General features: G+C 62.9%; 28 protein-coding genes and 1 tRNA gene. 24 read left to right on the top strand and 5 right to left on the bottom strand.

The features are described from left to right. Positions 1–2: 2 nt before the first annotated feature. The 17 genes from V3B46_RS15400 (at position 3) to V3B46_RS15320 (ending at position 16,043) form a co-directional block, all read left to right on the top strand. On the top strand, positions 3–368 hold the full coding sequence (locus V3B46_RS15400; protein ID WP_329892281.1) for a DUF2190 family protein: 366 nt from the start codon (positions 3–5) through the stop codon (positions 366–368). A gap of 80 nt (positions 369–448) precedes the next feature. Further along, complete coding sequence (locus V3B46_RS15395; RefSeq protein WP_329892280.1) at positions 449–880, top strand: structural protein P5; 432 nt, start codon at positions 449–451, stop codon at positions 878–880. Then, complete coding sequence (locus V3B46_RS15390) at positions 880–1,221, top strand: hypothetical protein (protein WP_049423649.1); 342 nt, start codon at positions 880–882, stop codon at positions 1,219–1,221. The genes V3B46_RS15395 and V3B46_RS15390 overlap by 1 nt, the downstream gene beginning before the upstream one ends. Continuing rightward, positions 1,218–1,712: a lysis system spanin subunit gene (locus V3B46_RS15385; RefSeq protein ID WP_329892279.1), complete on the top strand. Its 495-nt coding sequence runs from the start codon at positions 1,218–1,220 to the stop codon at positions 1,710–1,712. Before V3B46_RS15390 ends, V3B46_RS15385 begins: the two co-directional genes overlap by 4 nt. Beyond that, a complete protein-coding gene (locus V3B46_RS15380) occupies positions 1,709–2,023 on the top strand; it encodes a hypothetical protein (protein ID WP_329892278.1) in 315 nt (104 codons plus the stop codon). The genes V3B46_RS15385 and V3B46_RS15380 overlap by 4 nt, the downstream gene beginning before the upstream one ends. Beyond that, a complete protein-coding gene (locus V3B46_RS15375) occupies positions 2,016–2,444 on the top strand; it encodes a hypothetical protein (protein WP_329892277.1) in 429 nt (142 codons plus the stop codon). The genes V3B46_RS15380 and V3B46_RS15375 overlap by 8 nt, the downstream gene beginning before the upstream one ends. After that, positions 2,444–3,061 (top strand): hypothetical protein, encoded by a 618-nt coding sequence (locus V3B46_RS15370; protein WP_241882496.1) that lies wholly within the window; start codon positions 2,444–2,446, stop codon positions 3,059–3,061. The genes V3B46_RS15375 and V3B46_RS15370 overlap by 1 nt, the downstream gene beginning before the upstream one ends. Before the next feature lie 35 nt (positions 3,062–3,096). Beyond that, entirely contained in the window at positions 3,097–3,852 is a 756-nt protein-coding gene (locus V3B46_RS15365) for a phage tail tube protein (RefSeq protein WP_329892276.1), read from the top strand. Positions 3,853–3,854: 2 nt separating this feature from the next. After that, positions 3,855–4,346, top strand: coding sequence for a DUF6631 family protein (locus V3B46_RS15360; RefSeq protein WP_329892275.1), 492 nt, complete (start codon positions 3,855–3,857; stop codon positions 4,344–4,346). A 172-nt stretch (positions 4,347–4,518) separates the two neighbouring features. Further along, entirely contained in the window at positions 4,519–7,824 is a 3,306-nt protein-coding gene (locus V3B46_RS15355; RefSeq protein WP_329892274.1) for a phage tail length tape measure family protein, read from the top strand. A gap of 2 nt (positions 7,825–7,826) precedes the next feature. Then, positions 7,827–9,023 (top strand): hypothetical protein, encoded by a 1,197-nt coding sequence (locus V3B46_RS15350; RefSeq protein WP_329892273.1) that lies wholly within the window; start codon positions 7,827–7,829, stop codon positions 9,021–9,023. Beyond that, positions 9,016–9,876, top strand: a complete 861-nt coding sequence (locus V3B46_RS15345) for a phage BR0599 family protein (RefSeq protein WP_329892272.1) — start codon at positions 9,016–9,018, stop codon at positions 9,874–9,876. Before V3B46_RS15350 ends, V3B46_RS15345 begins: the two co-directional genes overlap by 8 nt. Before the next feature lie 212 nt (positions 9,877–10,088). Beyond that, positions 10,089–10,307 carry a hypothetical protein gene (locus tag V3B46_RS15340; protein WP_329892271.1) on the top strand — a complete coding sequence of 73 codons (219 nt, stop codon included), beginning with the start codon at positions 10,089–10,091 and terminating at the stop codon, positions 10,305–10,307. A gap of 2 nt (positions 10,308–10,309) precedes the next feature. Further along, the gene (locus V3B46_RS15335; protein WP_345786187.1) at positions 10,310–10,531 is read left to right on the top strand and encodes a hypothetical protein; all 222 of its coding nucleotides are present in this window, start codon (positions 10,310–10,312) and stop codon (positions 10,529–10,531) included. Continuing rightward, positions 10,515–14,240: a LamG-like jellyroll fold domain-containing protein gene (locus tag V3B46_RS15330; protein ID WP_329892269.1), complete on the top strand. Its 3,726-nt coding sequence runs from the start codon at positions 10,515–10,517 to the stop codon at positions 14,238–14,240. The genes V3B46_RS15335 and V3B46_RS15330 overlap by 17 nt, the downstream gene beginning before the upstream one ends. Further along, positions 14,237–14,911, top strand: a complete 675-nt coding sequence (locus V3B46_RS15325) for a hypothetical protein (RefSeq protein ID WP_329892268.1) — start codon at positions 14,237–14,239, stop codon at positions 14,909–14,911. The genes V3B46_RS15330 and V3B46_RS15325 overlap by 4 nt, the downstream gene beginning before the upstream one ends. Positions 14,912–14,993: 82 nt before the next feature. Then, positions 14,994–16,043 (top strand): acyltransferase family protein, encoded by a 1,050-nt coding sequence (locus tag V3B46_RS15320; RefSeq protein ID WP_329892267.1) that lies wholly within the window; start codon positions 14,994–14,996, stop codon positions 16,041–16,043. Between the two features lie 9 nt (positions 16,044–16,052). On the opposite strand, the gene V3B46_RS15315 is transcribed toward V3B46_RS15320, so the two are convergent. Then, entirely contained in the window at positions 16,053–16,718 is a 666-nt protein-coding gene (locus V3B46_RS15315) for an SOS response-associated peptidase (RefSeq protein WP_329892266.1), read from the bottom strand. A gap of 137 nt (positions 16,719–16,855) precedes the next feature. Between V3B46_RS15315 and V3B46_RS15310 the strand changes: the two genes are divergently transcribed. The 3 genes from V3B46_RS15310 (at position 16,856) to V3B46_RS15300 (ending at position 18,555) form a co-directional block, all read left to right on the top strand. Further along, entirely contained in the window at positions 16,856–17,284 is a 429-nt protein-coding gene (locus V3B46_RS15310; RefSeq protein ID WP_329892265.1) for a BLUF domain-containing protein, read from the top strand. A gap of 91 nt (positions 17,285–17,375) precedes the next feature. Further along, entirely contained in the window at positions 17,376–17,882 is a 507-nt protein-coding gene (locus V3B46_RS15305) for a hypothetical protein (RefSeq protein ID WP_329892264.1), read from the top strand. 70 nt (positions 17,883–17,952) lie between these two features. Then, positions 17,953–18,555, top strand: coding sequence for a hypothetical protein (locus V3B46_RS15300; RefSeq protein ID WP_329892263.1), 603 nt, complete (start codon positions 17,953–17,955; stop codon positions 18,553–18,555). Positions 18,556–18,699: 144 nt separating this feature from the next. On the opposite strand, the gene V3B46_RS15295 is transcribed toward V3B46_RS15300, so the two are convergent. Continuing rightward, the gene (locus V3B46_RS15295) at positions 18,700–19,377 is read right to left on the bottom strand and encodes a hypothetical protein (RefSeq protein ID WP_329892262.1); all 678 of its coding nucleotides are present in this window, start codon (positions 19,375–19,377) and stop codon (positions 18,700–18,702) included. 100 nt (positions 19,378–19,477) lie between these two features. Next, on the bottom strand, positions 19,478–20,188 hold the full coding sequence (locus V3B46_RS15290) for a hypothetical protein (protein WP_329892261.1): 711 nt from the start codon (positions 20,186–20,188) through the stop codon (positions 19,478–19,480). Positions 20,189–20,307: 119 nt separating this feature from the next. On the opposite strand from V3B46_RS15290, the gene V3B46_RS15285 reads away from it, so the two are divergent. Then, positions 20,308–20,407, top strand: a tRNA-Cys gene (locus tag V3B46_RS15285). A 72-nt stretch (positions 20,408–20,479) separates the two neighbouring features. On the opposite strand, the gene V3B46_RS15280 is transcribed toward V3B46_RS15285, so the two are convergent. Next, a complete protein-coding gene (locus tag V3B46_RS15280) occupies positions 20,480–20,884 on the bottom strand; it encodes an NUDIX hydrolase (RefSeq protein ID WP_329892260.1) in 405 nt (134 codons plus the stop codon). Positions 20,885–20,991: 107 nt separating this feature from the next. Here V3B46_RS15280 and V3B46_RS15275 point away from each other — a divergent pair, with 107 nt between their 5' ends. Then, positions 20,992–21,513: a GNAT family N-acetyltransferase gene (locus V3B46_RS15275; RefSeq protein WP_329892259.1), complete on the top strand. Its 522-nt coding sequence runs from the start codon at positions 20,992–20,994 to the stop codon at positions 21,511–21,513. A 10-nt stretch (positions 21,514–21,523) separates the two neighbouring features. On the opposite strand, the gene V3B46_RS15270 is transcribed toward V3B46_RS15275, so the two are convergent. Next, complete coding sequence (locus tag V3B46_RS15270; RefSeq protein ID WP_329892258.1) at positions 21,524–22,165, bottom strand: flavin reductase family protein; 642 nt, start codon at positions 22,163–22,165, stop codon at positions 21,524–21,526. Positions 22,166–22,270: 105 nt separating this feature from the next. On the opposite strand from V3B46_RS15270, the gene V3B46_RS15265 reads away from it, so the two are divergent. After that, positions 22,271–22,975: an ArsR/SmtB family transcription factor gene (locus V3B46_RS15265; protein ID WP_329892257.1), complete on the top strand. Its 705-nt coding sequence runs from the start codon at positions 22,271–22,273 to the stop codon at positions 22,973–22,975. 123 nt (positions 22,976–23,098) lie between these two features. Then, positions 23,099–23,368 (top strand): hypothetical protein, encoded by a 270-nt coding sequence (locus tag V3B46_RS15260; protein ID WP_154263049.1) that lies wholly within the window; start codon positions 23,099–23,101, stop codon positions 23,366–23,368. The last annotated feature ends 78 nt before the right edge of the window (positions 23,369–23,446 follow it).

The raw sequence follows: 23,446 nt of genomic DNA, 5'->3' as shown, positions 1-23,446 counted from the left end.
ACATGGCACAGAACTTCGTATCCGATGGGGACGTGATCCCCTGGACCAACACCACCGAACAGCAGGTTGCATCGGGTCAGGCGGTTGTCGTCGGTCATCAGCTGGGGGTTGCCCTGGTCAACATCGCCGCCGGCGCGACGGGCAGCGTAGCCCTGGGCGGCGTGTTCACGCTGCCGAAGGTGCCGACGGCGGTCTTCGAGCAGGGTGAAAGGCTGGTGTGGAGCGCAAGCGCCAAGGCAGTCGACGGTAGTTCCTCGACTGCCGTGGCCGGCGACATCACCGGCGCAGCGTTCGCCTGGGCCGCCGGCTCCACCGGCCAGACGACCGCCGAAGTCCGTCTTTCGCCCGGCAACGCCACCAAGGCGTAATCAAACTGGCCGGCACCGCTCACAGAAGCCCGGGTGGCGTGAGCGGTGCCGGTTCTTCCACAGCGACAACGGGGGATCGCATGGGCACCACTGGCACGCCGCGCGGCGTACGCAACAACAATCCTGGCAACATCGACCGCACCAGCACGCCCTGGCAGGGCGAGGATCGGTCGGCCGCTGCCATCGCCCGCGAGGCTCGCTTCTGCATCTTCCTGACCCCGCAGGCGGGTTTCAGGGCCCTGGGCAAGACACTGCTCACCTATCAGCGCAAGCACGGCCTCCGCACGGTGAAGGAGATCATCGGACGCTGGGCACCACCGGTGGAGAACGATACGGGCGCCTACGTCCGGCAGGTTGCGGCGGCGGTGGGCGTCGAACCTTCCGAGGTCATCCGGTTGGATAACCCGGTGACGCTGGGGCGTCTCGCGACGGCCATCGCAAAGCACGAGAACGGTGGCATGTACTGGAGTGCCGATGTGGTCAGTGCTGGTGTCGCCGAGGCGCTCAGCTGATGGTCGGCGGCGGTGTCACCGCTACGGCTCCCTGGTGGGCTGCGGGCAGCGTCGTGGCCGTGTGGATTCTGCGCGAGACCTGGGCTGCATTTCTGTCGCGCAAAAAGGAACGCACCGAGACTGATGCGAACGTGGATCTCATCAAGGGTCTTTCCGAGCGTATCGGGTCGCTGGAACAGAGGGTCTCGGTCCAGGACGAGCGGCTGCAGCAAGAGATGATGATGCGGCTCAAGGCACAGGAGGAGGCCAGCGCATTGCGGATGCGAGTCCGGCAGCTTGAGTCCACGCTGCGCGGGCTTGGTGCAGTCATTCCGCCTGAAGACCCGGTGGTGTCCGCATGATCCGTGCCCTCATCCTCGCCACTCTTCTGCTGCTGGGCGTGATTGTCTGGCAGCGAGGGTCGGTTTCTATCGCGCACCGTGCGACCGACCAGGCAGCTGCCGCCCGTGACGTGATGGAGCGCGAACGCGATACGGCCCGCGCCGAGGCGAATGCAACGGCCGTCACGCTGGCGGCCGAACGTGGCAGCGCAGCCGCTGCGAACGCTTTGGCCGCGACATATGAAAAGGAAAAGGACGATGCACAGAAAGCCTCTGATCGCCTTATCGCTGATCTTCGCGCTGGCAACCAGCGCCTGCACCAGCGCTGGCAAGCGACCGTCGCCACCGCCGAGCTGTCCGCAGCCGCCGCTGCCGCCAGCCAGCCTGATGGTCGAGCCGACGACCGAATTGAGAGTGCGGGCCGAGCTGTTAGCGCCGCCGCCCAGTGCGACGCACAGGTAAGAGGTCTGCAGGCTTTCGCTCGCCTGTGCAGTGTGACGGAGGTGCCATGAGCTTTGACGACGACTTCGCACGGAGCGCTCTGCGCACGCTGTACGCGACCTTCGGGGTGGATGCGCTCGTCACACGCGGGTCGGAGGCCGGCATGCCGGTGCGCATCATCGTGAATCGTGGCGAGGTTCGGCTCGGAGAGTACGGTCAGGCGGTCGGTCTGGTGGACTCGGTTTCCTTCCTGTACGAGCAGTGGAAGCCGAAACAGGGTGATGTCGTCGCATGGTCGGATCGGCTTGGAGACCACTCCAAGCGGGTCGAGCGACCACGTCGAGATGATGGGCTCGAGGTCGAGGTGACCCTCAATGGCTGACCTGCCTATGCCCGTGACCGAGCGCATCGTACAGGCGGTGGTGGGGCGCCTCCGTCAGATCGACGGCGAGGGCTTTCACACCAGCATCGGTAAGCACGTCCACGATGAACCCACCTGGTACATCCCGGAGGGTGATCCCTGTGTTGTTGTGTTTGACGCGAGCAAGGTTAAGAGCGGCGATCGCGGTGTGCGCAGTGAGCGAGAGTACGTAGGCCTAATTGAGGCCACCATCCCCTGCAGCATGGCGAACGCCGCGCGTACGCGCCGTTTGGCGGACGCGGATATCGAGCAAGTGTTGGATGGCTGGATCTGGGATACGGGGGCGCTCCCGCTCCAGGTAGAGGAGAGCGTGTTTCTGGACAAGCCCGACGGACTGCAAGTCATTGCGCTGCAGGTCACATTCAGCACGAGGTATCGCTGATGGCTGGCTACGGTGGCTACGGGCGCTTGGCTCTTGCCTTTGAGATGCAGGGCGCCCTGGAGACAGGGCGAAACCTCACTGCGCTGGGGAATCGCGTGCCATGGCTGCAGGAGCGGACGATCGCGACGGTTCGTCGTCGCGTTGCTGTGGAGGCGCGACGGGACATCCAGCGTGAATACAACATTCCCGCTGCTCGGATTCGACGGGACCTGAGTGCCCGGAACACCGAGAAGGGAGTACGCATCACCGGACATTTCCGTGGCGTGGGCCTGCGCAACTTCGATGGACGTTCCAACACCAAGGGAGTGAGTGCTCGCGTCTTCAGGGGAGGGCCTCGCTCGCAGCAGGCCGGTGCCTTCGAGGCAACGTTGCTGGGTGGGAACCCCCAATTCGTCGAGCGCTACGGGCCCAAGGTCGAGATGACCAAGGGGCGATACAAGGGCCAGAAGCGGCAGCGGGTAGAGGTTCTGTATGGACCAACCGTTGCTCAGATGCTCGGCAAGGGGCGTCGTGCTGACCGCCTTGCAGATTTTGCGCGTCGGACCGCGCGTTCTGAAATGGAGCGCCAGATCGACATCTACCTTCGCAATCCCGCTGCCGCTGGCGACGGGACCTGAAACGCCGAACACGGCATCTACCGGAGAGCAACACCATGAAAGACTTCAGCTTCCAGGGAAAAATCTACCTGGGTGAACGTGCAGCCCCCGGTCGACCGGGCAAGCTCACGTGGGTAGGCGATCAATCCAGCTGCCAGCTTCAGCTGTCTACGGACAGCGAGGACCGTACGGAGACCCACAGCGGTAAGCGACTGCAGTCCGCGCGGCTGACGACCTCCATCACGGCCACTCTCAACCTGACCCTGCGCTACTTCAGCGCGGACAACGTGAAGCTCGGCCTCTACGCCCGTGCGAACAACGTGGCCAGCGCCACGATTTCGGCAGAGCCATTCCCGGCCGACCTGGCGGTCGGTGACCAGGTGCTGCTGGAGCGCTCGGTCGGCGTGACTGAACTGGTGATCAAGGACAGTGCAGCGTCCTCCCCCAAGACGCTTGTCGAGGGAACTGACTACAAGTTCGACCCCGAGTCCGCGATCGTCACTCTGCTGAAGGTCTCCGGGCTGACCCAGCCGCTGACGGCCGCATACAAGCACCTCGGCTTCACCAGCATGCCGTTGTTCACCGCCGATCCGCCGGAGCGCTACCTGTTCCTGGACGGCGTGAACACTCTCGATGGGACCCGCATCCGCATGCACCTGTACCGTCTGCGTTTCGATCCGGTCGCGCAGCTGGACCTGATCAACGACTCGTTCGGTGAGCTGGCCCTGACGGCAGGCGTTCTGTTCGATAGCGAGGCTGCTGCGGACTCCACGCTGGGTGGCTTCGGCCGCTTCGAAACGCCGAGCGCCTGAGCATGGCCGAGCGCGTTCCGAAAGCCAGCGCGGTCGCGGCACAAGAAGGCCACTCGCCAGCCGCGCAAGCGGCTGGCGAGGCAGACCTGGCTATCCTGTTCCCGGACAACGTCATCGAAATAGCTGGGCGGCGGGTGGTCATCCGCGAGTACCGCTTTGGTGAATCAATGGACGTCCTGCGCATCGCCGCGCCGTTGATCCAGAGCATTGCTACGAGCGCGGAGGAGGTGCCGCCAACCTGGGCGTCGGTTCGGCCCCACCTGCACCAGCACAAGGAAATCGTGCTTCAGATTTCTGCGCTGGCCGGCGACGTGGAGCCCGAGTGGCTGGCCGATCTCGCTCGGGCTGAGGGCGAGCTGTACCAGCAGGTGTGGTTCGCGGTGAACTGCCGTTTTTTTATGCAGGAAGTAGCACTGCTCATGGTCGAGCATCAGCGCCAGCTCAGGCTGTCCGGTGGTCGGACATCTTCGTCGCCCTTGCTTGTGCCGGACTAGGAGACGCCGCCCAGCTCGCTCGGTTCACCGAACGCCAGCTGCTCCTCTTCTACGAGCGAATGAAGCAGCAGGAAAGGGGGCGCCGCGCCGACTTGGTCCGCGATACCGCGATTGCGTTTGCCGGCGGCAACTGTGCCACTGAACACATCAAGAATCTAGAAAGGAACTGACAGTGTCCAACCGTGACTACACCATTGATATGCGTCTGCGCGCCGACTTCGCGCGTGCGCAGCGTGAGGTGGATGTGACGACAAATGCACTGTCAGAGATGGGCAACGCCGGTACTGACGCCGGCAACGCTCTGAACGAGGTTGCATCAGGTGCGGAGACCTCCAGTCGGGCGATGTCCGGCTTTGCGCGTGCATCTACGGCGGTCAGAGATGCTGTGCAACAAGAGATCCGCCTCATCGCAGAGCTGCAGGACCGTCTTGAGCGTGGGGCATCGAGTTGGCAGGAGTTGGCCGATACCGAGGCGATGCTCGACCGCGCGATGTCGAAGGGCCTCGTGACGGCGGATGAGTACAACGACGCGCTCAAGAATCTCGACAAGTCTCAGGCGTCGCTGGCCCGGTCCTCCCAGGCTGAGCAGAAAGCGCTAAACGGGACCGTCTCGCGCTATGACCAGGCTGCGTCGAAGCTCGCTCGACTGGAGTCCGACGAGCGAAAGCTGAAGGTGGCCGTCGACGCAGGAACCATCTCTCGGGACCAGTACAACCGCGCTATGGACAACATTGGCGCGCAGCGCCGCGCGCTTCAGAACCTTAATGACCAGGAACGCGCGACGCGCCGACTTGCCATCTCGCAGCAAGAGCTGCGGGGCGGTGTCGCTTCTGCCGCATCGCAGGCCCTGCGAGGTGACTTCGGGGGGGCTGGCACCACGTTGCTGGGGTTGACCACAAGGGGAGCCGCCGGGTTCGGTGCCCTTAGCTTGGCCGTTGCTGGTAGTACGGCCGTGCTGGGGGCGTTCCTCGTCGCGGCGTACCAAGGTCAGGAAAGCCTCAACGGTATTGAGCGTTCATTGCTGTCGGCCGGCAATGCTGCTGGCACAACGGCTGGCAGCATTCAAGTGATGGCGGGTGAACTTGGTAAGGCAGACGGCCGTATCGGGGATGCGCAGAAGGCACTGCAGGCAATGGCCGCTTCCGGCCTGGTGGTAGGCGACAACCTCCGTCTCGCTGGCCAAGGTGCTCTGGATTTGAGTCGTCTGACCGGTGAGAGCATCGAGGTGACCACACAGAAAGTGCTCACTTTGGCTAAGGCTCCTACTGAGGGCATGGTGGAGCTGAACAAGCAATATCGTTTCCTTACCGTTGAGGTGGCTCAACACGTCCGAGCGTTGGAAGAGCAGGGTCGTACTACTGAGGCAGTCACAGCAATCCTTGAGCAGTTTGGGGCCGTTCACCGAGAGCGGGTAGAGCAGGCCGAGGTGCAAGCCGGGAGTCTGGTGCGCGCCTGGTCCCGCGTTAAGGGCGCGATTGCTGGCGCATGGGAGGTGATGAAGTCGTTTGGATCGACCGACGTGGCTGTGCAGCTTGCCACGCTCCAGAAGGATCTACAGGTCAGCCTATGGTCGTCGGACAATCGCGAGACTGAGCGGACCCGCAAGCTGCGTCAGGAGATTGGAAAGCTGCAAGGCGAGCTTAAGGGGGTCCAGGAGCTGGCGACCGGCGATGCCTTCGTCGCCAGCATCACGCAAGAAGCCGTGGACGCTGCCAATGCCACGTCCGCTGCGCTGGAGAAGGCAACCGGAAAATCCGAGAAGCTTGCCGATGCCCTCGCTGATGTGGCGAAGCGGTACCGCATTCTTCGCGACGATTCGGAGCGAAACAACACAGACAATCCCCTATTGACTGGTGTGGTTTTCAAGGCGGATGGATCGATCAGTGGTGGCGGCTACGACAAGGAGGTTGCTGCGCTAAAGAAGCAGTTCTCGGAGAGACCTGGCTCCAGGCCTCGGGGGCGCAGCCCGGGGCAGGTTGCCCAGGATGCGGCGAAGCAGGAGCTTCAGGATCTGGCTCGCCGGGTGACTCTGCTCGATCAGGTTGCTGAGGGCGAGGACAAGGTGTCCGAGGCGTCCCGTGTCGCTTATGAGATCGAGAACGGGAAGTACAAGGCGGCGAGCGAGGCCATGAAGTCGCAGCTGCTCGATGCCGCACAGCTGTACGACAGTCAGAAGATGCTGGTGGATGTGTCCAAACAGGTAGCGACTTGGCAGGGGGAGATCTATCGCCTTCGCGGCCAGCCTGTGCCACCCGAACTGGAGGAGGCGACGCGCAAGCTGCAGGCGCAGAAGAAGGCGCTTGAGGACATCGGTCGTACCGATGAGGCGTCCAAGATCGGGGAGCTACTTGGGCTGCGAGAGGCGAGCCGGCAGCTCGCCGATGTTCGCCGTCAGTATGACCAGGTCATGGCACAGATCGGCTGGCAGTCTCAGCAGATTCAGGCAGAGCAGCAAGCGGGACTGATCACTCAGGCGGCTGCTCAGCAGAAGATCGTGGATCTCTACGGTTCGCAGCTGGGCGTGCTGAGGCAGCTTGTGCCCCTAATGCGGGAGGCCGCGTCTGCGCTTGGAAGCCCCGAAGCGCTGGCCAACGTCTCTCAGATCGAAGTGAAGCTGCAGGAGATGTCTGCGACGACGAATCTGCTGCAACAGACATTTACCAATAGCTTTGAGAGCGGGATCACCGCCAGCATCAATAGCCTTGTGGACGGAACGACGAGCCTGTCCGATGCGGTGGGTACATTCTTTCAGACCATCGCGAAGGGGATGGTTAGCTACTTCGCGCAGGACTGGGCTCAACAGGCCAGCGGATGGGTTAGGAGCCTAATGGGCAGTGCTGATGGCGATTCGCCGGTTTCGGCCGCCGCCTCGGCCGCCTCTATTACAACCGGCGCTGCAAGCACGGCTGCAGGCACGATCACGGCGGGAGCAACAACTGCGGCGGCAACAATGGCCTCTGGTATTGGTGCAGCGGCGTCTGGGCTGGTGGCTGCGGCGGCAACAGCGGCATCCATTTTGGCCGCGCAGAGCGCGTCGAATTCGGCGCAGGGGGTGGTGTCAGTTGGCGCAGCAGCGGCGGTTAGCCGAGCCAATGGCGGACCGGTATGGGGGGCTGGAACAGGTACGAGTGACAGCATTCCAGCCTGGCTTTCCAACGGCGAGTTTGTAACCCGCGCCATGATCATGCAGCAGCCTGGGGCGCTTGCGTTTATGCATGACTTCAACAGTCGCGGCATGGCGGCAGTCAAGCGCTGGGGGCGTTTCGCATCTGGCGGGCAAGTCGCAACACGAAAAGTTGCGACCGCAATCCCCGATAGAGCAGCGCAGCTAGCTGGCTCGGCTCCGAAGAACATGCGTGTCTACCTTCTGCAGGATCAAGATGAGTTGGTCCAAAAGCTGGCCTCCCATCCAGCATTCGAGCAGGCGGTAGTGATGACTGCCAGCCGGAATGGCGCTGCAATTCAGTCGGAGTGGTAACGATGTCCTTTGTCGCAAACGGGCCCCGCGTATTTCCGGTTCCGGCTGATTGGTCCGGCGCCGTTACAGAAACTCTGTCGTGGGCAACGGACTACATGCAGTCGCCGGTTACGGGAATCTCCCACCATTGCTCTTATCGCTCCGATCCGCGTCGGTCCTTTGAGTTTGCTGTGAAGTGTGAGGGTCAGCAGCGCCGCGTTGTCGACATGCTGCTCGCTGGCCACGGTGGACGCTGGCTTGTCCCAGTTTGGCCGGATGTACAGCTCATTCCCGCAGATTTGCCCGTAGGCTCGGGTGAGGTTGCCTGTCGAACCAATGGGTTTGATTTTGTCGCTGGCGGGAAGGCCCTGCTGTGGGCGGGGGTCAACCGCTGGGAAGTGGTGACGGTCTCCTCGGTGAATGCTGAACGCCTTTCGCTTGCCGCCGCCACTGTGGGCGCATGGCCAGCTGGAGCCATGCTGTATCCATTGCGAATGGCTCAGCTGCAGGACAGCGCTGAGGAGTCGCTGTGGCATGACAATGCCGGCGTTCGGTCACTGACGTTCGATGTTATTGACGTCTGTCAGTGGCCCAGCCTGGTCGACCTACCGCTCTACCTGGGCATGCCAGTCCTGAATCGTTGGGCGGACTGGACTGATTATCCGAAGGCCAGCTATGCCCGGCTGCGAGAGGTGTTGGACAACGGTAGCGCGACTGCCTTGACGGTGAACCTTGCGGACTTCGCCTTCCGATCGCAAACCACACAGTGGAAACTGTTCGGGCGCGAGGAGCACAGCTGGCTGCGCTCTCTGGCGTACACCCTGTGCGGCCGGTCCACGCCTATTTGGCTGCCGTCCTACACCAGTGATCTGCGCATCACAGGTGATCTAGCTGTGGGCGCCACCGAGATCCCTATCGAATGGGCTGGCTATGCGCTGTTTGGCGCGCAGGCGCCTGGGCGTCGAGACCTACGCATCGAGCTGCTGGACGGCACCGCAATTCATCGGCGCATTGTTGCCTCGGTGGCCTCCAACGACGTTGAGGTGATCACGCTGGATGCTCCCCTGGACATCAACATTGCCGCGTCGCGGGTGCGGGCCGTCCAGATCATGAGCCTGGCTACGCTCGCCAGCGATCAGGTCGAGATCCAGCACGCCACCGATGCAGATGGAGTCGCCAGCTGCACCCTCGGCTTTGCTTCGGTGGTTCCCCATGTTTGAGGCCTTCGAGACCAGTCGCTTCCTGGGGCGCCCCGTTCATCTGTTCCTGTTCACCCTGCAGGGCAACAGCTACCGTTTCGCTTCTGGCGCGCGCGATATGACCATCGGTAGTGGGGATGGCGCAAGGCTCTATCGCTCGGCCGCCGGCATTGAGCGCAGTGCCGTGAATGAGACCAGCGAGCGTTCGCAGAACAAGCTGACCATCAAGATGCCGTTCCTGTTGAACCCAGCGGCCGCCGAGCTGCCGGTCACGCAGGAGTTTGGCCGGATCTTCCGCCCTTTCGCGCCCAGTGGACGGGTTTCCGTGGTGTGCATGAAGGTCCACAGCAACGACCCCGACCTGCGGGCAGTGATCGAGTGGACGGGCCAGGTTGTGTCGCCGCGCTTCACGGACACTACCCTGGCCCTGACCTGCGAGCGCAACAACTCTCGCAAGGGTTTCCGGGGCAATACGGGGCGGTTCACCCGAGGCTGCTGGAAGGCACTCTATCAGTGTGGGGTGGCAATGTCCGATCACGCTGTGGCGGCGGTGCTGAGCTATGCCGGCGGCGCCACCTTGCGTTCAGCGGCGTTTGCCGCATTCCCGGCTGGTCGCCTGGAAGGCGGAGTTGTGGTCTGGCAGCGCAGCAACGGCCTGGCGGAGACGCGGACGATCAACTCGCATGCGGGCGACACCATCACCCTCAACTACCCCGGTCCTGAACTGGCTGCGGGTCTGGCTATCACGGTCGCACCTGGGTGTGCACATACGTTCGCCGACTGCGGCAGCTACTTCCAGAACACCCCCAACTATGGCGGTCAGCCGCAGCTGAACGTGGAGAACCCCTTTGACGGACACCGGATCTCATGGTGAAGACTGATCGACAACGGCCTCGGCGCGGCTTGCATAGGCTTCTGTACGTATATGGGTGGCGATTCCGGTACTGGTGGCATGACACGGAATCCGGTGCCCTTGCGCGTCGGGCCACCGCACTTGTTCTGGCGCTTGCCGGCCTAGGCTTCCTGGTCGACCACCTCCGTTCCCCGTTCCCGCAAGACCAGCCACAGCAGGCCTTCGTGTGGTGGGTGCAGCTGATCATCATGATCGTGTCGATGCTGATCAGTGCGCTGCTCGCCCGGACGAACCAGACCAAGCCGGAAGTGCAGACGCCCGAGATCCCCACCACCGAGGAGGGCACCGCCGTGAAGCGTGTCTACGGGACTGTGCGGATCTCCGAGCCGCAGGTGTTGGCGTGGCGGTCGGCGGGCACGGACAAGATCCGCAAGGGAGGCGGCAAGAAGTGATCGTGACCCTTGAGCACTTGCGCACGATTCCGGGCTTCGGCAACAAGCCTGGCTTCTGCTCGCGTGGCGGTCGGGACTGGTTTGCCGCGCATGGGCTGGATTGGAATGCGTTCCGTAAGGAGGGTGTCGAGGCCGAGAAGCTGGTCGCTACCGGTGATGGCCTGGCCTTGGCATTGGTTGCACACGCTCAGCGAATGGAGGCCAGCGATGGGCGGCGGAGGTAAGAAGACCGTTGGCTACTGGTACAAGCTCAAGCTGCTGTTCGGCTTGTGTCAGGGGCCGGTGGATGAGTTCGTGCAGTGGGACGTGGACGATGCCACCGCGTGGGCCGGCTCCGTCACGTCCAACGGCTCGATCTGGATTCACGCCGAGAACCTATTCGGCGGAGAGGATGAGCAGGGCGGCATCGAAGGCGAGGCCGAGATCATGTTCGGCCGCCAGGACCAACAGCTCAATCCGTGGCTTCCACCCAACCTCGGCGCTGCGCACAGCGCCTATCGTGGGCTGGTCACTGTCCTGTTCAAGGGCGGAAGGTGGTCGGCCTTTACCCCCTATCCGAAGTCGCCGAGCTTCGTCCTGCGACGTATCAAGGAAGGTTGGCAGGACGGCGTGTGCTGGTATCCGGAGAAGGTGAAGATCCTGCTCGACAAGGATGCCAGTGAGGTCGTGTCCGGCTTCCGCTCCGTGTCCTGGAGCCTGCCCTGCGTCGATATGCAGGGCACATACTGCACGGTGCCTGGTGACAGCGAAGACCGCTTCACCCTCAATGGCACCGGTGCAACGGTGTTCCAGGTCGGTTTGCGGATCACCGGCTCGGTCGAGACCAAGTACTACAGCGGCGGCTTCCCGATGCCAGGCTCGCCCAGCTTCATCAAGGGCGGCACTGGCTCGGGAAGCATCCTGCCTAATCACAACGTCTATCGCTTGGAGATCAGCAATCCGCCGGCGACGTACCACCTGAACTACACCCCCGGTTCTGAGTCTTCACGCCTGATCCTCGATGGGGCACCGCTGAACGTCGAGGTCGCCAGCAATGCGACCGTCAGGCTGCAGGCCCTGACGATCGACGGGCTGCAGGACGCACCCAGCCAGTGGCTGACGGCGCGGGTGGAGAGCTTGGATGCCAAGGTGCCGCTGGTTGGGATGAATGCCGCCCACATCCTGTACGACAGCATCACCCATGAAAGCATGGGGGCCGAGCCTATCTCGGTGATCGACGACGCCAGCTTCCGCGCAGCCGCGGATGTGTTCTTCGAAGAAGGGATGGGGTTGTGCCCGATCTACGATCCGGATCGGGAGTCCATCGAGCAGTATCAGCAGCGGATTTGTGACGCAGCAGGCGCGGTGCTTGTGCAGGGCATGGATGGTCGATATCGCCTGAACGTACCGCGCGGGAAGTACGTCTTGGACGACCTGCCGGTGCTGACCGACGACGACATCCTGGACTGGGCCGAAGAGCCTGCCACGATGGACAACGCCTGCAACCAGCTGTTCGTGAAGTACTTCGACCCGGTCGAGAACGCGATCGGCACCACCCCGGCGCTGCAGTCGCTGGGCGCGATTCAGGCCTTCGGCAGCGTGATCTCGGAGAAAGAGGATCGTTCCGGCGAGGTCGCCAATGTGGATCTGGCGCTCAAGATCGGCGCGCGCAATCTGCGCGCCAAGGCCACCTCGCTGCGCAAGTTCGACCTGACCACCACGCCTGCGGCCCGCACCTGGTCGCCGGGCAGCTACTTCCGCCTGCAGGCGCCCAAGCGCGGCATCGCCGACATGGTGTGCCTGATGGGCGAGAAGCGTGGCGGCACCCTGAAGTCCGGTGCCATCACCTTCAGCTGCAGCGAGGACGTCTACAGCCAGCCCAACTCGGTGTATGTGGGAACCGAGCCAGGCGGGAAGCCGCCGTCGACCGCGCCGACCGTGTCGCCGCACCAGGTGGCGATGGAGGTGCCCTACCTCTTGCTGGTCTCGCAGCTCAGTGCGGCCGACCTGGCGCAGCTCAGCAGCGACGTCTCCTTCCTGCTGTCTGCCTCAGCCCCGCCAACGGTGGGGCAGTACTTCCGCCTGATGGCTCAGGCTGGCGGGGCGGAGTACAGCTATCGCGGCCGGGGCGACTGGTGCGCAAGCGCTGCCCTGGTCGAAGGAGCCGGCTACCGCACCGAGACCTTCACCCTGACTGATCCGCTGGACCTGGGTTCGGTCGCCGTGGGCGACATCGCCCTGGTCGGTGCCGAGATCTGCCGCGTGGATGCCATCGACCCGACCGCGATGACCCTCACGCTCGGCCGTGGCTGCGCCGATACCGTGCCTCATCTGCACGACCCTGGTGCACGCGTGCTGTTCCTCACCGACTATGCAGCTGACACCACCGAGTACGTCGGCGGCGACACCGTCCACGCCAAGCTGCTCACCCGTGGCGCTTCGGCTCTGACGGACCTGGCCGACGCACAGGACCTGGTGGTCGAGATGGAGGATCGACAGGCCCGGCCGTATCCGCCGGCAGACGTACATATCAACGGCGAGCTGTACCCGGAAGACGTGGTCGGTGACGCTATCTTGAGCTGGGTGCATCGCGATCGCGTGGCGCAGGCGGACCAGTTGGTGGATACCGGCATGGCCAGCGTTGGGCCTGAGCCAGGCACCACCTACACCGTGACCGTGTATGACGCCGCGTCTGGCGCCCTGGTCGTCTCCTACCTGGATCTGGTGGGCACCTCGTTCACGGTTCCTGCTGGCCAGCTGGTCGAGCGCAACCGCGTGCTGCTCAGCTCCCGGCGCGACGGGCTGGATAGCTGGCAGTCGGTGGAGCTGCTGTTCCGTCGTGTCTATCAGCTTGATTTCAGCATCAGCGCCTGGCGTGGTGCCAACAACTCCGCCGCCTCGCTGGTGTTCACCACGGAGGCCGAGGGCGTGGAGTGGTCGATCGATCAGGGCGTGCTGCCTGCGGGGATGAGCCTGAACAGCGCCGCCGGACGGATCGAGGGGATTCCGCTCGGTGGCGCGCCGGGTTACTACCCGATTCGGGTCAAGGGTCAGGATGCGGCCGGCAATGTGGGCTTTGCCGAAACCGAGATTGCGCTATCGACCATGCGCAGCAGCTTCCCGATGCAGAGCGGGTATCAGGAGGCCGGTGGCCGCACGGTGGTGGTCGGCTCCTCCAATCTGCCCGTGCTGGACCCTACGCAGTCGCCATACGTCGGCGGCGCCTCTGTACGTTTCAATGGCACCGGATTGCGCCAGGAGCTGGACGCCAGTTTGGGTACGGCCGACTTCAGCGTGGCGTTGTGGATACGTCCTGACGCGGCCCCGAGCGACACGTATGCGCGTCTGTTCCAGATCGGTCCGAACACGACCAACGGTGGCCTCTATCTGCGCCGCGAGCAGCTGACCAACCCGATGCAGGTTGGCCTGGACGTGTTCACTGGCGGCAATTACGTGCGCCTGTTCAACGATGCAGTGCTTGCGCTGACGGAAAACCGGTTGCCCAATGCCGCCTGGTCGCACCTGGTGATCTCCAGGCGCGGCGGCGTGGCCCGCATCTTCAAGGATGGCCGGCTGGTCGATGAAAGCGCGCTGCCTGCGGCTGCGGTCAACTTGAGCCAGACGGCGTTGTCGCTGGCCAGCAACACGACCCTGGCAGCCGAACGGCTATATGCCGGCCTGGCTGGTGTCGAGGTGCATGCAGGTGCGGCTGTGTATTGGGAGCCTTTCACGCCGCCGGCCATGCCCTCGGACTTCCCCGCGCGGTTGCTGGAGCTGTCTGTACTGCCGATCGCGCTGGTTCGCGGCCGGGCCTATGGCCCGTACAGCCTGCACTTCAAGCGTGGCACCGAGGCCAGCCCGGTGACCTGGTCGGCCACCGGCCTGCCACCAGGGTTCACCCTGGACGTGGATCAGACCGGCAGCGACTCGACCTTGGGAGGAACCCCGTCGTGACCGCCTTCAACGCAGTGATTACCGCCACCGATGCACTGGGGTCCGTCGAGCGCCGTTCGCGGCTGCACGTCTTCGATCGGGGCCAGCTGTGGGCAGAGGTCGACAACACGGCCCAGATGACGCTGTTCGGGCCGGCTGGATCCGCCCTGTCGGTGCAAGCGGGGCGCTTGAACCTGCAGTGCGGTAGTAGCGGCACCGCCGCCAGGGCGCGCTTTGAGAGCGTGCCGGCGGCCAAGGATTGCCGCGCCTTGGTCGGCTTCGTCATCCCGGCCGGTACCGGCGTGCGCACGGATAACGTGGGCCTCCTGCTGCGCACCACCAGCTGGCAGGTCACCAATGACACCTACGCCTACATCCTGGGCGTCGGCCGGCGCAGCACGACCTCGTTTGGTGTCGAGTTTGGACGTGGTTCCAATGCTGCTTCCGGCTCTTTCCAGCAGCTGCAGTTCGTCGAGGTGTCGGGCATCACGGAAAGCGAGGTGGTGGTGTGGTTAGAGATTGAGCTGATCGGGTCGACGCTGACCGTCCGCCGCCTGGACGGGACGGTGGTGCTCACCCGTTCTGACAGCACCCATCAAGCCGCCGGGCGGGTCGGCGTCAACTACTTCCGTGGCAGCCAGAACGGTCCCGGGCTGTTCACGGGATTCTTCTTTGAGGCGCTGGATAGCTGATGTGCTTGACGGTCCAGTAGCCGGCTGCGCTGTCAAGAGCTATCGCGGGTATGCTGCCTTTTGGGGAGACGTGGATCAATACATGGAAAAGCTCCAGAACCTACAGTTGATGCGAGCTATCGCTGCAGTCCTTGTAGTTTGGGCTCACGCAATCGATGTGGTGGGCAAGCGGCAACAAGACGCCTTTCAGATCGCATGGGGGGCGCTCGAGAACTTCGGTGCGGTCGGTGTCGACGTGTTCTTCGTCATAAGTGGCTTCATCGTCTCACTGACAGCTGAGCGTTCCAGGTCCGTGACGAAGTTCCTGGTTGCCCGCCTTGTCAGGATCTGGCCCCTGTACCTGATCGCAACGGTTGTGGTGTTCGCCGTGGATCCAGCGGCCAGATCCTTGGCGACGCTGGCCTGGTCTGCTGTCTTCCTGCAGGCTCCCGGGCTTCCGGCAGGCATGCCCACCCATCCGTTGGGATGGAGCCTCATGTTTGAGGCGGTCTTCTACCTGATGCTCGCCGGGGCGATCTGCTGGCGAACCCGGCGATCGATGCCGGAGCGGGTGCTTATCATCGGCTCGGCGGCGATTCTTGTGGCGGGGGTGTGCGGTTTCCACCAGCCAACGAACATCATTGGAAACCCGGTCATCATCGAATTCCTGCTGGGTGTGGTTATTGGGTGGGTGTACCGCCGCCGGCCCGAGCTACCTACGTGGGTCACATCCGGACTGTTCGTGGTCGGGACGGTTCTGCTTCTTTCCACCGCAATGTACGGGTTTGGATTCATCAGCGAGGCGCCGCAAACCCTGGACGCAAGCCTCTCCTGGGATCGAGTGCGACTGTGGGGGATTCCTTCGGCACTACTGATCGCCTCGGCAGTTTTCCGGAGTAATGCGACGCCGGCGGTGGCCCGACCACTGGTCTTCTTGGGTGATAGTTCCTATTCCATATACCTATTCTCGTTCGTGGCTTTGTTGCTCCTTGATCAAGGCTGGGAGGTATGGGCTCCAGCGTCGCCGGACGTTGCAATCGTGCTGGCCACTTCGGTGGCAGTGGTGTTCGGCGTGATCTGCTATGTGATGCTGGAGCGCCCGCTTACTTCAGTACTTCGTACAAGGATCGAGATGCATCTGGCCAAGGCTTAAGGGAGATGACTAGGCAACCTGCGTCAGCAGATCCTCGCGGTTGTTCCGCGGTGTGTTCACTGCGCGGCTGACGCGGTAGGCCTCCATTGCCGGCGGCTCGGTCGCCAGCAGCATCGCCATGGCATCGTCGGGGCTGGCAGCTATCCACTCATCGATCTGGCCGGCCTGCAGCCATACCGGCATGCGGTCGTGGATGTCGGCGGAGACACCGCTGCTGTCGCCGGTGATGATGGTGAAGGTGCCCAGGTTACCGTCGGGCAGCAGCGGGCTGGTGTCCTCCCACAGGCCGGCGGCGAGCAGCGGCCCGGCCGCGTGGATGAACCAGGGATCCTTCTTCTCGTCGATCGGGCTCACCGACCACTCGTAGTAGCCGGCCATGGGGATCGCGCACCGGCGCTTCTTGAACGCTGACCGGAAGGCGGGCTTGGTGGCCACCGTCTCGATGCGCGCGTTGATGGTCGAACCCTGCAGGCCCTTGGCCTTGGCCCAGAACGGCAGCAGGCCCCACGCCAAGCGGGTGACCTGCCGGCCTTCGCCCCGGTCCAGGATCACCGACGCTCGCTGCGTTGGCGCCAGGTTGTAGCTGGGCTGGATCTCGGCCAGGCCGTGGGCGAGGTCAGCCAGCCCCGGCTGGCCGAAGTCGATCACGGGGAGCTGGACGAATCGGCCGCACATGGCCAGAGGGTAGCCCCGCTGACCGTGCCCGGGGCGTGTAGGGCGATCCTGAACTGTGATGCCGGTCCAGTGCCCTCCACGCGATCCTTACGGTAGCGGTTCTACGCTCGGGCTCCCTAGGGAGGCCGGAGAGAGTCATGCCCAACAGGGCTGTTGCATTTGTCAGCGAAGCCCGCAGCGATCTGACCATGGCTCACCTGTCCAAGATCATGGCGGACGCAGAGCGGTTCAACCGCACGGCAGGAGTTACCGGGGTCACGCTGTTTGATGGAGGGAGGTTCCTCGCGTACATGGAGGGCCCACCCGACGGCCTGGATGTGGCCTTCTCCAGGGCAGTGGGCGCCACCAGCCATTCAAGCCTGATCGAGATTGCGCGTGGGCGGGTCGGGCAGCGCAGGCTTCCCTACTGGCCGATGAATTGCATCCCTCTGTCGCCGTCGGAGCTGGTGCAGCTGGTGCGGGCCGACTGGACTTCCTTCCTGCAGCGGGGAGGCGATCAGGCTGGCCCGGCCACCGCGATGGAGATGCTGGTGGCACTGGTGGAACCGTTCGCCGAGGCTGCCTGAGCAGCCCCTTGCCGGCACCCAGTCCGAACGATTCAGCCAGGTCGCCGCCGCGTTCGCAGGATCTGCGACTGCCGGCCGTATCCTTCCGGCCATGCGTCCCTCACACGGCTACCAAGGCTTCAGCACCGCGCCCATTCCCTCCGGCTGGGTCCAGACGGGTGAGCGCTGGGCGCTTTGGTACAACGGACGGGAGACGGCCAGCGTCACCCCCGATGGCGGTCCTGGCGTACGCCTGTGGATGGAAGGCCAGAAGATGTGGGACATAAAGGAAGTGCGGGCCGCCAACGTTCGGCAGGCAAAGCGCTACGGCGAGCGCTGGTGCGCCGCTAGGCTGTATCCCGATCTTCCTTTGCGCGAGGCCGTTGCCCGGCTGACCGACAGCACGCCGATCCAGCCGGCACCGCCACTGCCCGGCCTGCCGCCGACCCGCGAGCAGCAGCAACAGGCCCGGCGCCTGGCCGAGGCTGGGGCGAAGGAGGTCGAGCGGATCAAGGCAGCACTCGAACCGCGCAAGCCGCCGGCAGAGACAAAGCCCCGCCCGAGGGATGCACGTAAGGCGTGGCTCAGGGCAGGGCTGCAGCAGCTGCGTCGCCGATAATAAGCATGCCGCCATGAATCGAGGTGCGTGAAGTAGCATTGTGGTTCAGGCAAAGCTACTGGGGCGACATATGGACTGGGTTCTTCTGTTTGGGGCAGCTTCTGCTGCCGGAAGTGCTCCCGGCGCTTCTGGCGGGATTGCCTGGGGGGCCTTGATAGGTGTCGCTCTCGGGTGGGCCCTCAAGGCGGTTTCTGATTTTCTGATGGAAAGGCAGCGGCGGCGAGATGCAGCTGACGCCCGGCGGGAACAGCGCTTCGATGCGTTGCGCAGCAGGCGCATCGAAGCGGAACGTGCGAACCTTTTGGCGTTGCAGCCGATGGTCACCGATTTCATGGTGGCTGGGGCACTCTGCTCGCGTGCGCCAAGGCGCCTGTCAGATCGCGGGGATCTAGTAGGAGAGGAATTCGAAGCGCAGCGCGAAGCGATGCGAGTTCAGGGGGCCTCCATGTTGGCCATACACGCGCGGCTACATGATCGTGGGATTGCGGAGCTTGCGGGGCGCCTTACGACGGGTGGGCTGCAAGCAGTTCAGCAACCTCATGCAGCAGAGAGCACCGCGTACTGGAATGAGTTCATCCCGATAGCCAGGGATCTCCACAACGACGTGGGGGCGGCGATCCGGCGATTGGAGGACGAGTCCATTCAGCTTGTCGCGCCGTCGAGCGGTGCCTGACGTCAGGTTCCGGGTGGGGTGAAAGCCATCCCGCCTCCGTAATATGCCAGGCGCTGGTGGAATAATCCTCGGGCGAGAGTATGCGCGATCCGTAAAATTATTCTGTGTATATTGTTGATTTTGCATGGTGATGTTGGCGGACTTTTAATTCTTTGTGCGCGCCTTGATGATGATGTCACTTATCGGCAAAACCCGATACTCCATTGACGTGCCTCGATCCAGGCGAAGGAGGGCGCGCTCATAAGGCACTATTGCGACGAGCTGATAGCATTCTCCACTCTTGTCTGAGGTCAAACGGACCTCCCTCAAGGAACTGCCATTTTCGTCCAGTGCCCTGCGCGCGTTTCGTGTGCCTGCCGTTTCGGCAAAGTGAAAGAATCCATATCCCAATAAAAGCAGCAGGTATGTAGCTGCTGTTACCTTGTTGCGGCTTGCAAATAGGTGCCTAACTACTTTTGTCGCTATCATTAAGGCGGCTATGCCGCCGGCGATCGCCGTAACGATCCAGATGTAGGAGACGTATCTAGTTGAGTATTTTTCTACGGCTAGATGGATGCAGAATGCAATGACCCCAACAACCGTTGTAATGAAAATCTGAGCGGCGCTGATCGGGGCTTTGCTAATTTGCGGATATAGGTTCCAGACTGTGAATGAAAAGCCGATAAGAAAAATGGCAACCGGTGCGGATATCTGTATGATTTGCGTCGGCGGGTAGAGGTCAATTGCCCACTCGGCTCCGAGGCCTCGATAGAAGGCGCTTAGGTATCGATAGGATATAATGTATCCAAAGGCAGTTAGAACGCTAACTGCACTTGCAGCCATCGCGAACAGGCTTCCGGTCGTAGCTATGGTGCTGCTTACAGCACTAGAATTTGGAGGCGAGCCAGTCTGAGGGTTCATTGTTGATATGGGATGAGTGTTGCTAATTTTTGCTGCGCAAGGCCTTAATTCGCGCCGCTTTGGCCTGCTTTAGAGAGCTGAGAAGTGCTTTGCGGTTGTCGCGATAGAGCGGAATAAAGTTCGACCCGTTTGGGTCTTTTCGTCCAGGTGTTGGATAGTCTGGAATTTCCTCAACAAGTAAGTACAGCTCATCTGCGACAAGAGCCACGTCGTCGGCATTATTTATATTGTCGATGAGAGTTAGGATCTCTGTGCGGATTTTTTCTAGGTCCTCAGCTTTACCTTTCACGCCCTGATCTAGGGAGTCCGCTTGAGCGGCGTCAATTGATCTGAGAATTCTATGAAGTTGGCCTACAATTCCTGTCCTAATCTCTACTCTCTTGATCTCTTGTCCGCGCGCCTTCAGGGCGAATAGTGTCTCGGTGGACGCGACCTCAGCAACACGGCGAACGTCGTCATATAGAAGTGAGATACCTTCTCGGAAGTCCTTGTAGTTGGAAATGGCCTGAAGGGCGACCAGAATGGTCCCGAACACCGTAATTCTTGACTTTACGGATCCCTGCTCGGATTCAAATCCAAGCTCAGCGTCTTCGTAAAGGAAGAATTTCGCCCGAGTCGCGATGAGAGGCAGCGCATTGTTTTGAATGGCTGCAACTGCAAGTGCGAAGTTCTCGTCAACCTCCGCATGCACGTATGCTTGGCACAGAATATTTGTTCGAATGTAGTCGGCCATTTTTTGATCCCCCCTTTGGATCGGACTGTCCTTGTCTGCCTTCCGTGAACATGGCAGCGGCTAGTTCCGGAACTTAACCCGTGCCCTCAAATTTATCTAGCGCAACCTTGAGGCTGGGCGGCATGATAGGTGGCGAGCAGTCATATGATATTGATTAATATTGATTTGATGCGGATTGCAAATCCGTTTACAGCGGTTCGATTCCGCTTGAGGCCTCCAATTGAAAAGCCCTGACTCCGGTCAGGGCTTTTTGTTTGTCTGGATACCGGCACGTGCCCGGATCGATACCCGTTATAGCCTGGCCAGCGCCTGCACCGTGGCCTGGGTCAGCAGCTGGGGCAGCGCATCCAGCGCGAACCAGCCCAGCCCTGTCTGCACACCCGGCTCCTGGATGGAGGCCTCGGCACCGGCAGGTGCCCGAGCCTCGAAGATCGGCGCGACCCAATGCTGCGCAAGCGCCGGCTCGAAATGATCGGCCACGCATAGCAGGCGCAGCAACCTCACTTCCAACGCCGTCTCCTCGCGAGTTTCGCGGACTACGGCAGCCTCCACCGTTTCCATCCAGTCGACTTTGCCGCCGGGCAGGCCCCAGTGCCCGCGCTCCGGATCGCGTCCGCGCTGGATCAGCAGAATGCGGCCGTCGGCATCACGGACGACGGCGCCGCATCCAACGCGGGGAATCTGCAGTTCAGTCATGGCAGAGAGTGAAGAAGGAGCTGTCTTCATTTTTGCATGCACGCCGTATCAGGCGAACCCGCGCTAGGCGGGGCACCTGTGCATCAGCAACCTCACAGGTGTGTCGCATGCTTCTCCGGCAACTCAGCGCTGACGACGCCGATATTCTCTGGCAAGCACGGTTGCAGGCCCTTCGCGAGTCGCCCGCGGCGTTCCTGTCCACGCTGGCCGAGGCGCAGAATGACTCGGCGGACGTGATGCGCGCCCAGCTTGCCGATCCCGGCACGCGCTACTTCGGCACGTTCGTTGACGGCATGCTGGTGGGCTTCCTGCGTTACGTACGCCCGGTGCGGATGGCGCGACGGCATACGGCGGAGATCCACAGTGTCCATGTTGACGCAGCCCATCGTGGACACGGCATCGCCCGTCAACTGTTCCTTGCGGCATTCGCGGCGGCACGCGCGGATGGTATCGAGTCGCTCACGCTCACGGTGCTGGCAGACAACGCCGCCGCGCGTGGACTGTACGAATCGTTGGGATTTACCGAATTTGGCATCGAGCCGCGCGCGGTGAAGCGCGACGGCCGCCATGTGGACATGGTGTCGTACTGGATTTCAGTGACCAGCCACCCATCATCGCCGGCACCTTGAATCATCGGCTCTACGCCGGATCGTGCGCCGGCGTCTCCGCGCGGAAGTTGCGCCCGAGCGGTTCGCCCACGCCCAGATAGTGGCGGAACAGATAGATCAGCGGTTTCCAGTGCGCGACGTCGATGTGCTGGGTGCCAGCCACGGTGATCGCTTCGTGCGCATGCACGCAACGTATCCGTCCTTCGACGATCACGAAGCCCTGGCCGTCATCCTCGCCGGGCGGGTGCATCGCCATCACACTGACTTCCACCTGCAGCGGGCACTCGGCAATCGCCTCTGGCGCGACGTGCGTCGAGGCGACCGAACTGAAGCCCCCCAGCGCGAACTTGTCGCGGACGTGCACGTAGCCCATCGCCTGTTTGGCAGTGGGCACCGGGTCGCAGCCTGTCGCCCGCGCGATGGCCTCGACCTGTGCGGCCTGCGCGGAGGATGGGAAGTTCAGTACGCATTCGTTGCGCAGCTGCAGGTTGCGATAGCCCTGACCCTGCACGCCGAGGCCCAGCACTACCCGGTTGCCCAGGGCCCAGAACGAAGACAGTGGACTGATGTTGCTGCTGCCGTCGTCGTTCAGCGTGGTCATCAGCAACACAGGCGTGCCCGGGTACAGGACCGAAGGGGTAATGCGGCGGCGGGGAATCGGAGCGGATTTCATGGCAGGCCTTGCACTATCGGGGTGGCCACTGTGCCGTGGCAGCGGGTGCCGACGCTTCGGCCTGCATCGAACTGTCGGCCCGCAACGGCGTGTCACAATGCCGGCATGGTCCATACCTCTGGTTCCCTTGTCAGCGTCGGTGCTCTGGTTGGCGACCAAGCGCGCGCATCCATGCTGCTGCAGTTGATGGACGGACGTGCGTATACCGCGACCGAGCTGGCACGCGTGGCTGGGGTGACACCGCAGACGGCGAGCTCGCATCTGCGCAGGCTTGTCGAGGGCGATCTGCTGGTCGCCGTCTCGCAGGGGCGCCACCGCTATCACCGGCTGGCCTCGCACGAAGTTGCCGACATGCTGGAGGGCATCCTGCGCGTTGCGGACCGCACGCCGTCCTGCACCGCTGAGGCATCACGCAGCATGCCGGCGTTGCGCCAGGCGCGTTCCTGCTACCGCCATCTGGCCGGTGTGCATGCGGTGGCGATCACCGACCGCTTGTTGCAGGCAGGACACCTGGTCCCGCACCAGGCGCATTGGCAGGTGAGTGTGGAGGGCGCAGCGTTCCTGCAGGAGCTCGGCCAGCCGTTGGCTGAGCTGTTGCGGCTTCCCGTGACGGTCAAGCCTGCGCGCTACTGCCGGGGATGCCTGGACTGCACCGAGCGGCGCCCGCATCTGGCAGGACTGGTCGGCGAGGCGATGCTGGACAGCTTCGTGAAGAACGATTGGCTTCGGCGGGTTGAGGGCCGGCGCGAACTGCGTCTGACGCCGCTGGGGCGCGAAGCGCTGTGGACGCGGTTCGGCCTGGCGACCTGAGCGCCCGACCAGTCTCATTCACCCGCGACATGCGGAGGCGCTATGGTCAGGTTCCAAGTCTTAGGGAGCTGCAATGGCGAGCAAGGACATGATGGACCGCAGTACGCAGCCGGAATGCCGCCGATGAGCAAATCCGCTGCGGAAGTACGCTGGTTGACGTTCCGGCTGATGAACGGCCAATCGATCGGGCCGGACCGGTTGAAGGATGGCTGGGTGGTCGCCTCGGAGACCCGCCACTGTGGCGTGCGGCGTGAAGCCATCGAAGGCGCGGGCGTGGTTTACGCGCTGTATGCACCGGCCAATCTGGCCTCACCGCGGCGCGCGGAGATGCGCATGCGCGAATTCCTGATGCGCTCCGGCTACACCTTCACCATGGGTACGCTGGGCGGTTGACGCCGCCCTTTTTGGGATTACGGGCGTACGGTCAGTGCTTGGCCGAGCATGCCGATGTGTGCCCGTCAATGGCCCGGC

Origin of the sequence: Stenotrophomonas sp. SMYL11 (assembly GCF_036320005.1) — a bacterium.
GTDB classification, from domain to species: Bacteria; Pseudomonadota; Gammaproteobacteria; order Xanthomonadales; family Xanthomonadaceae; genus Stenotrophomonas; species Stenotrophomonas maltophilia_A.
The sequence above is the reverse complement of the archived record's forward strand: the minus strand, read 5'-3'. Positions and strand labels throughout refer to the sequence as shown.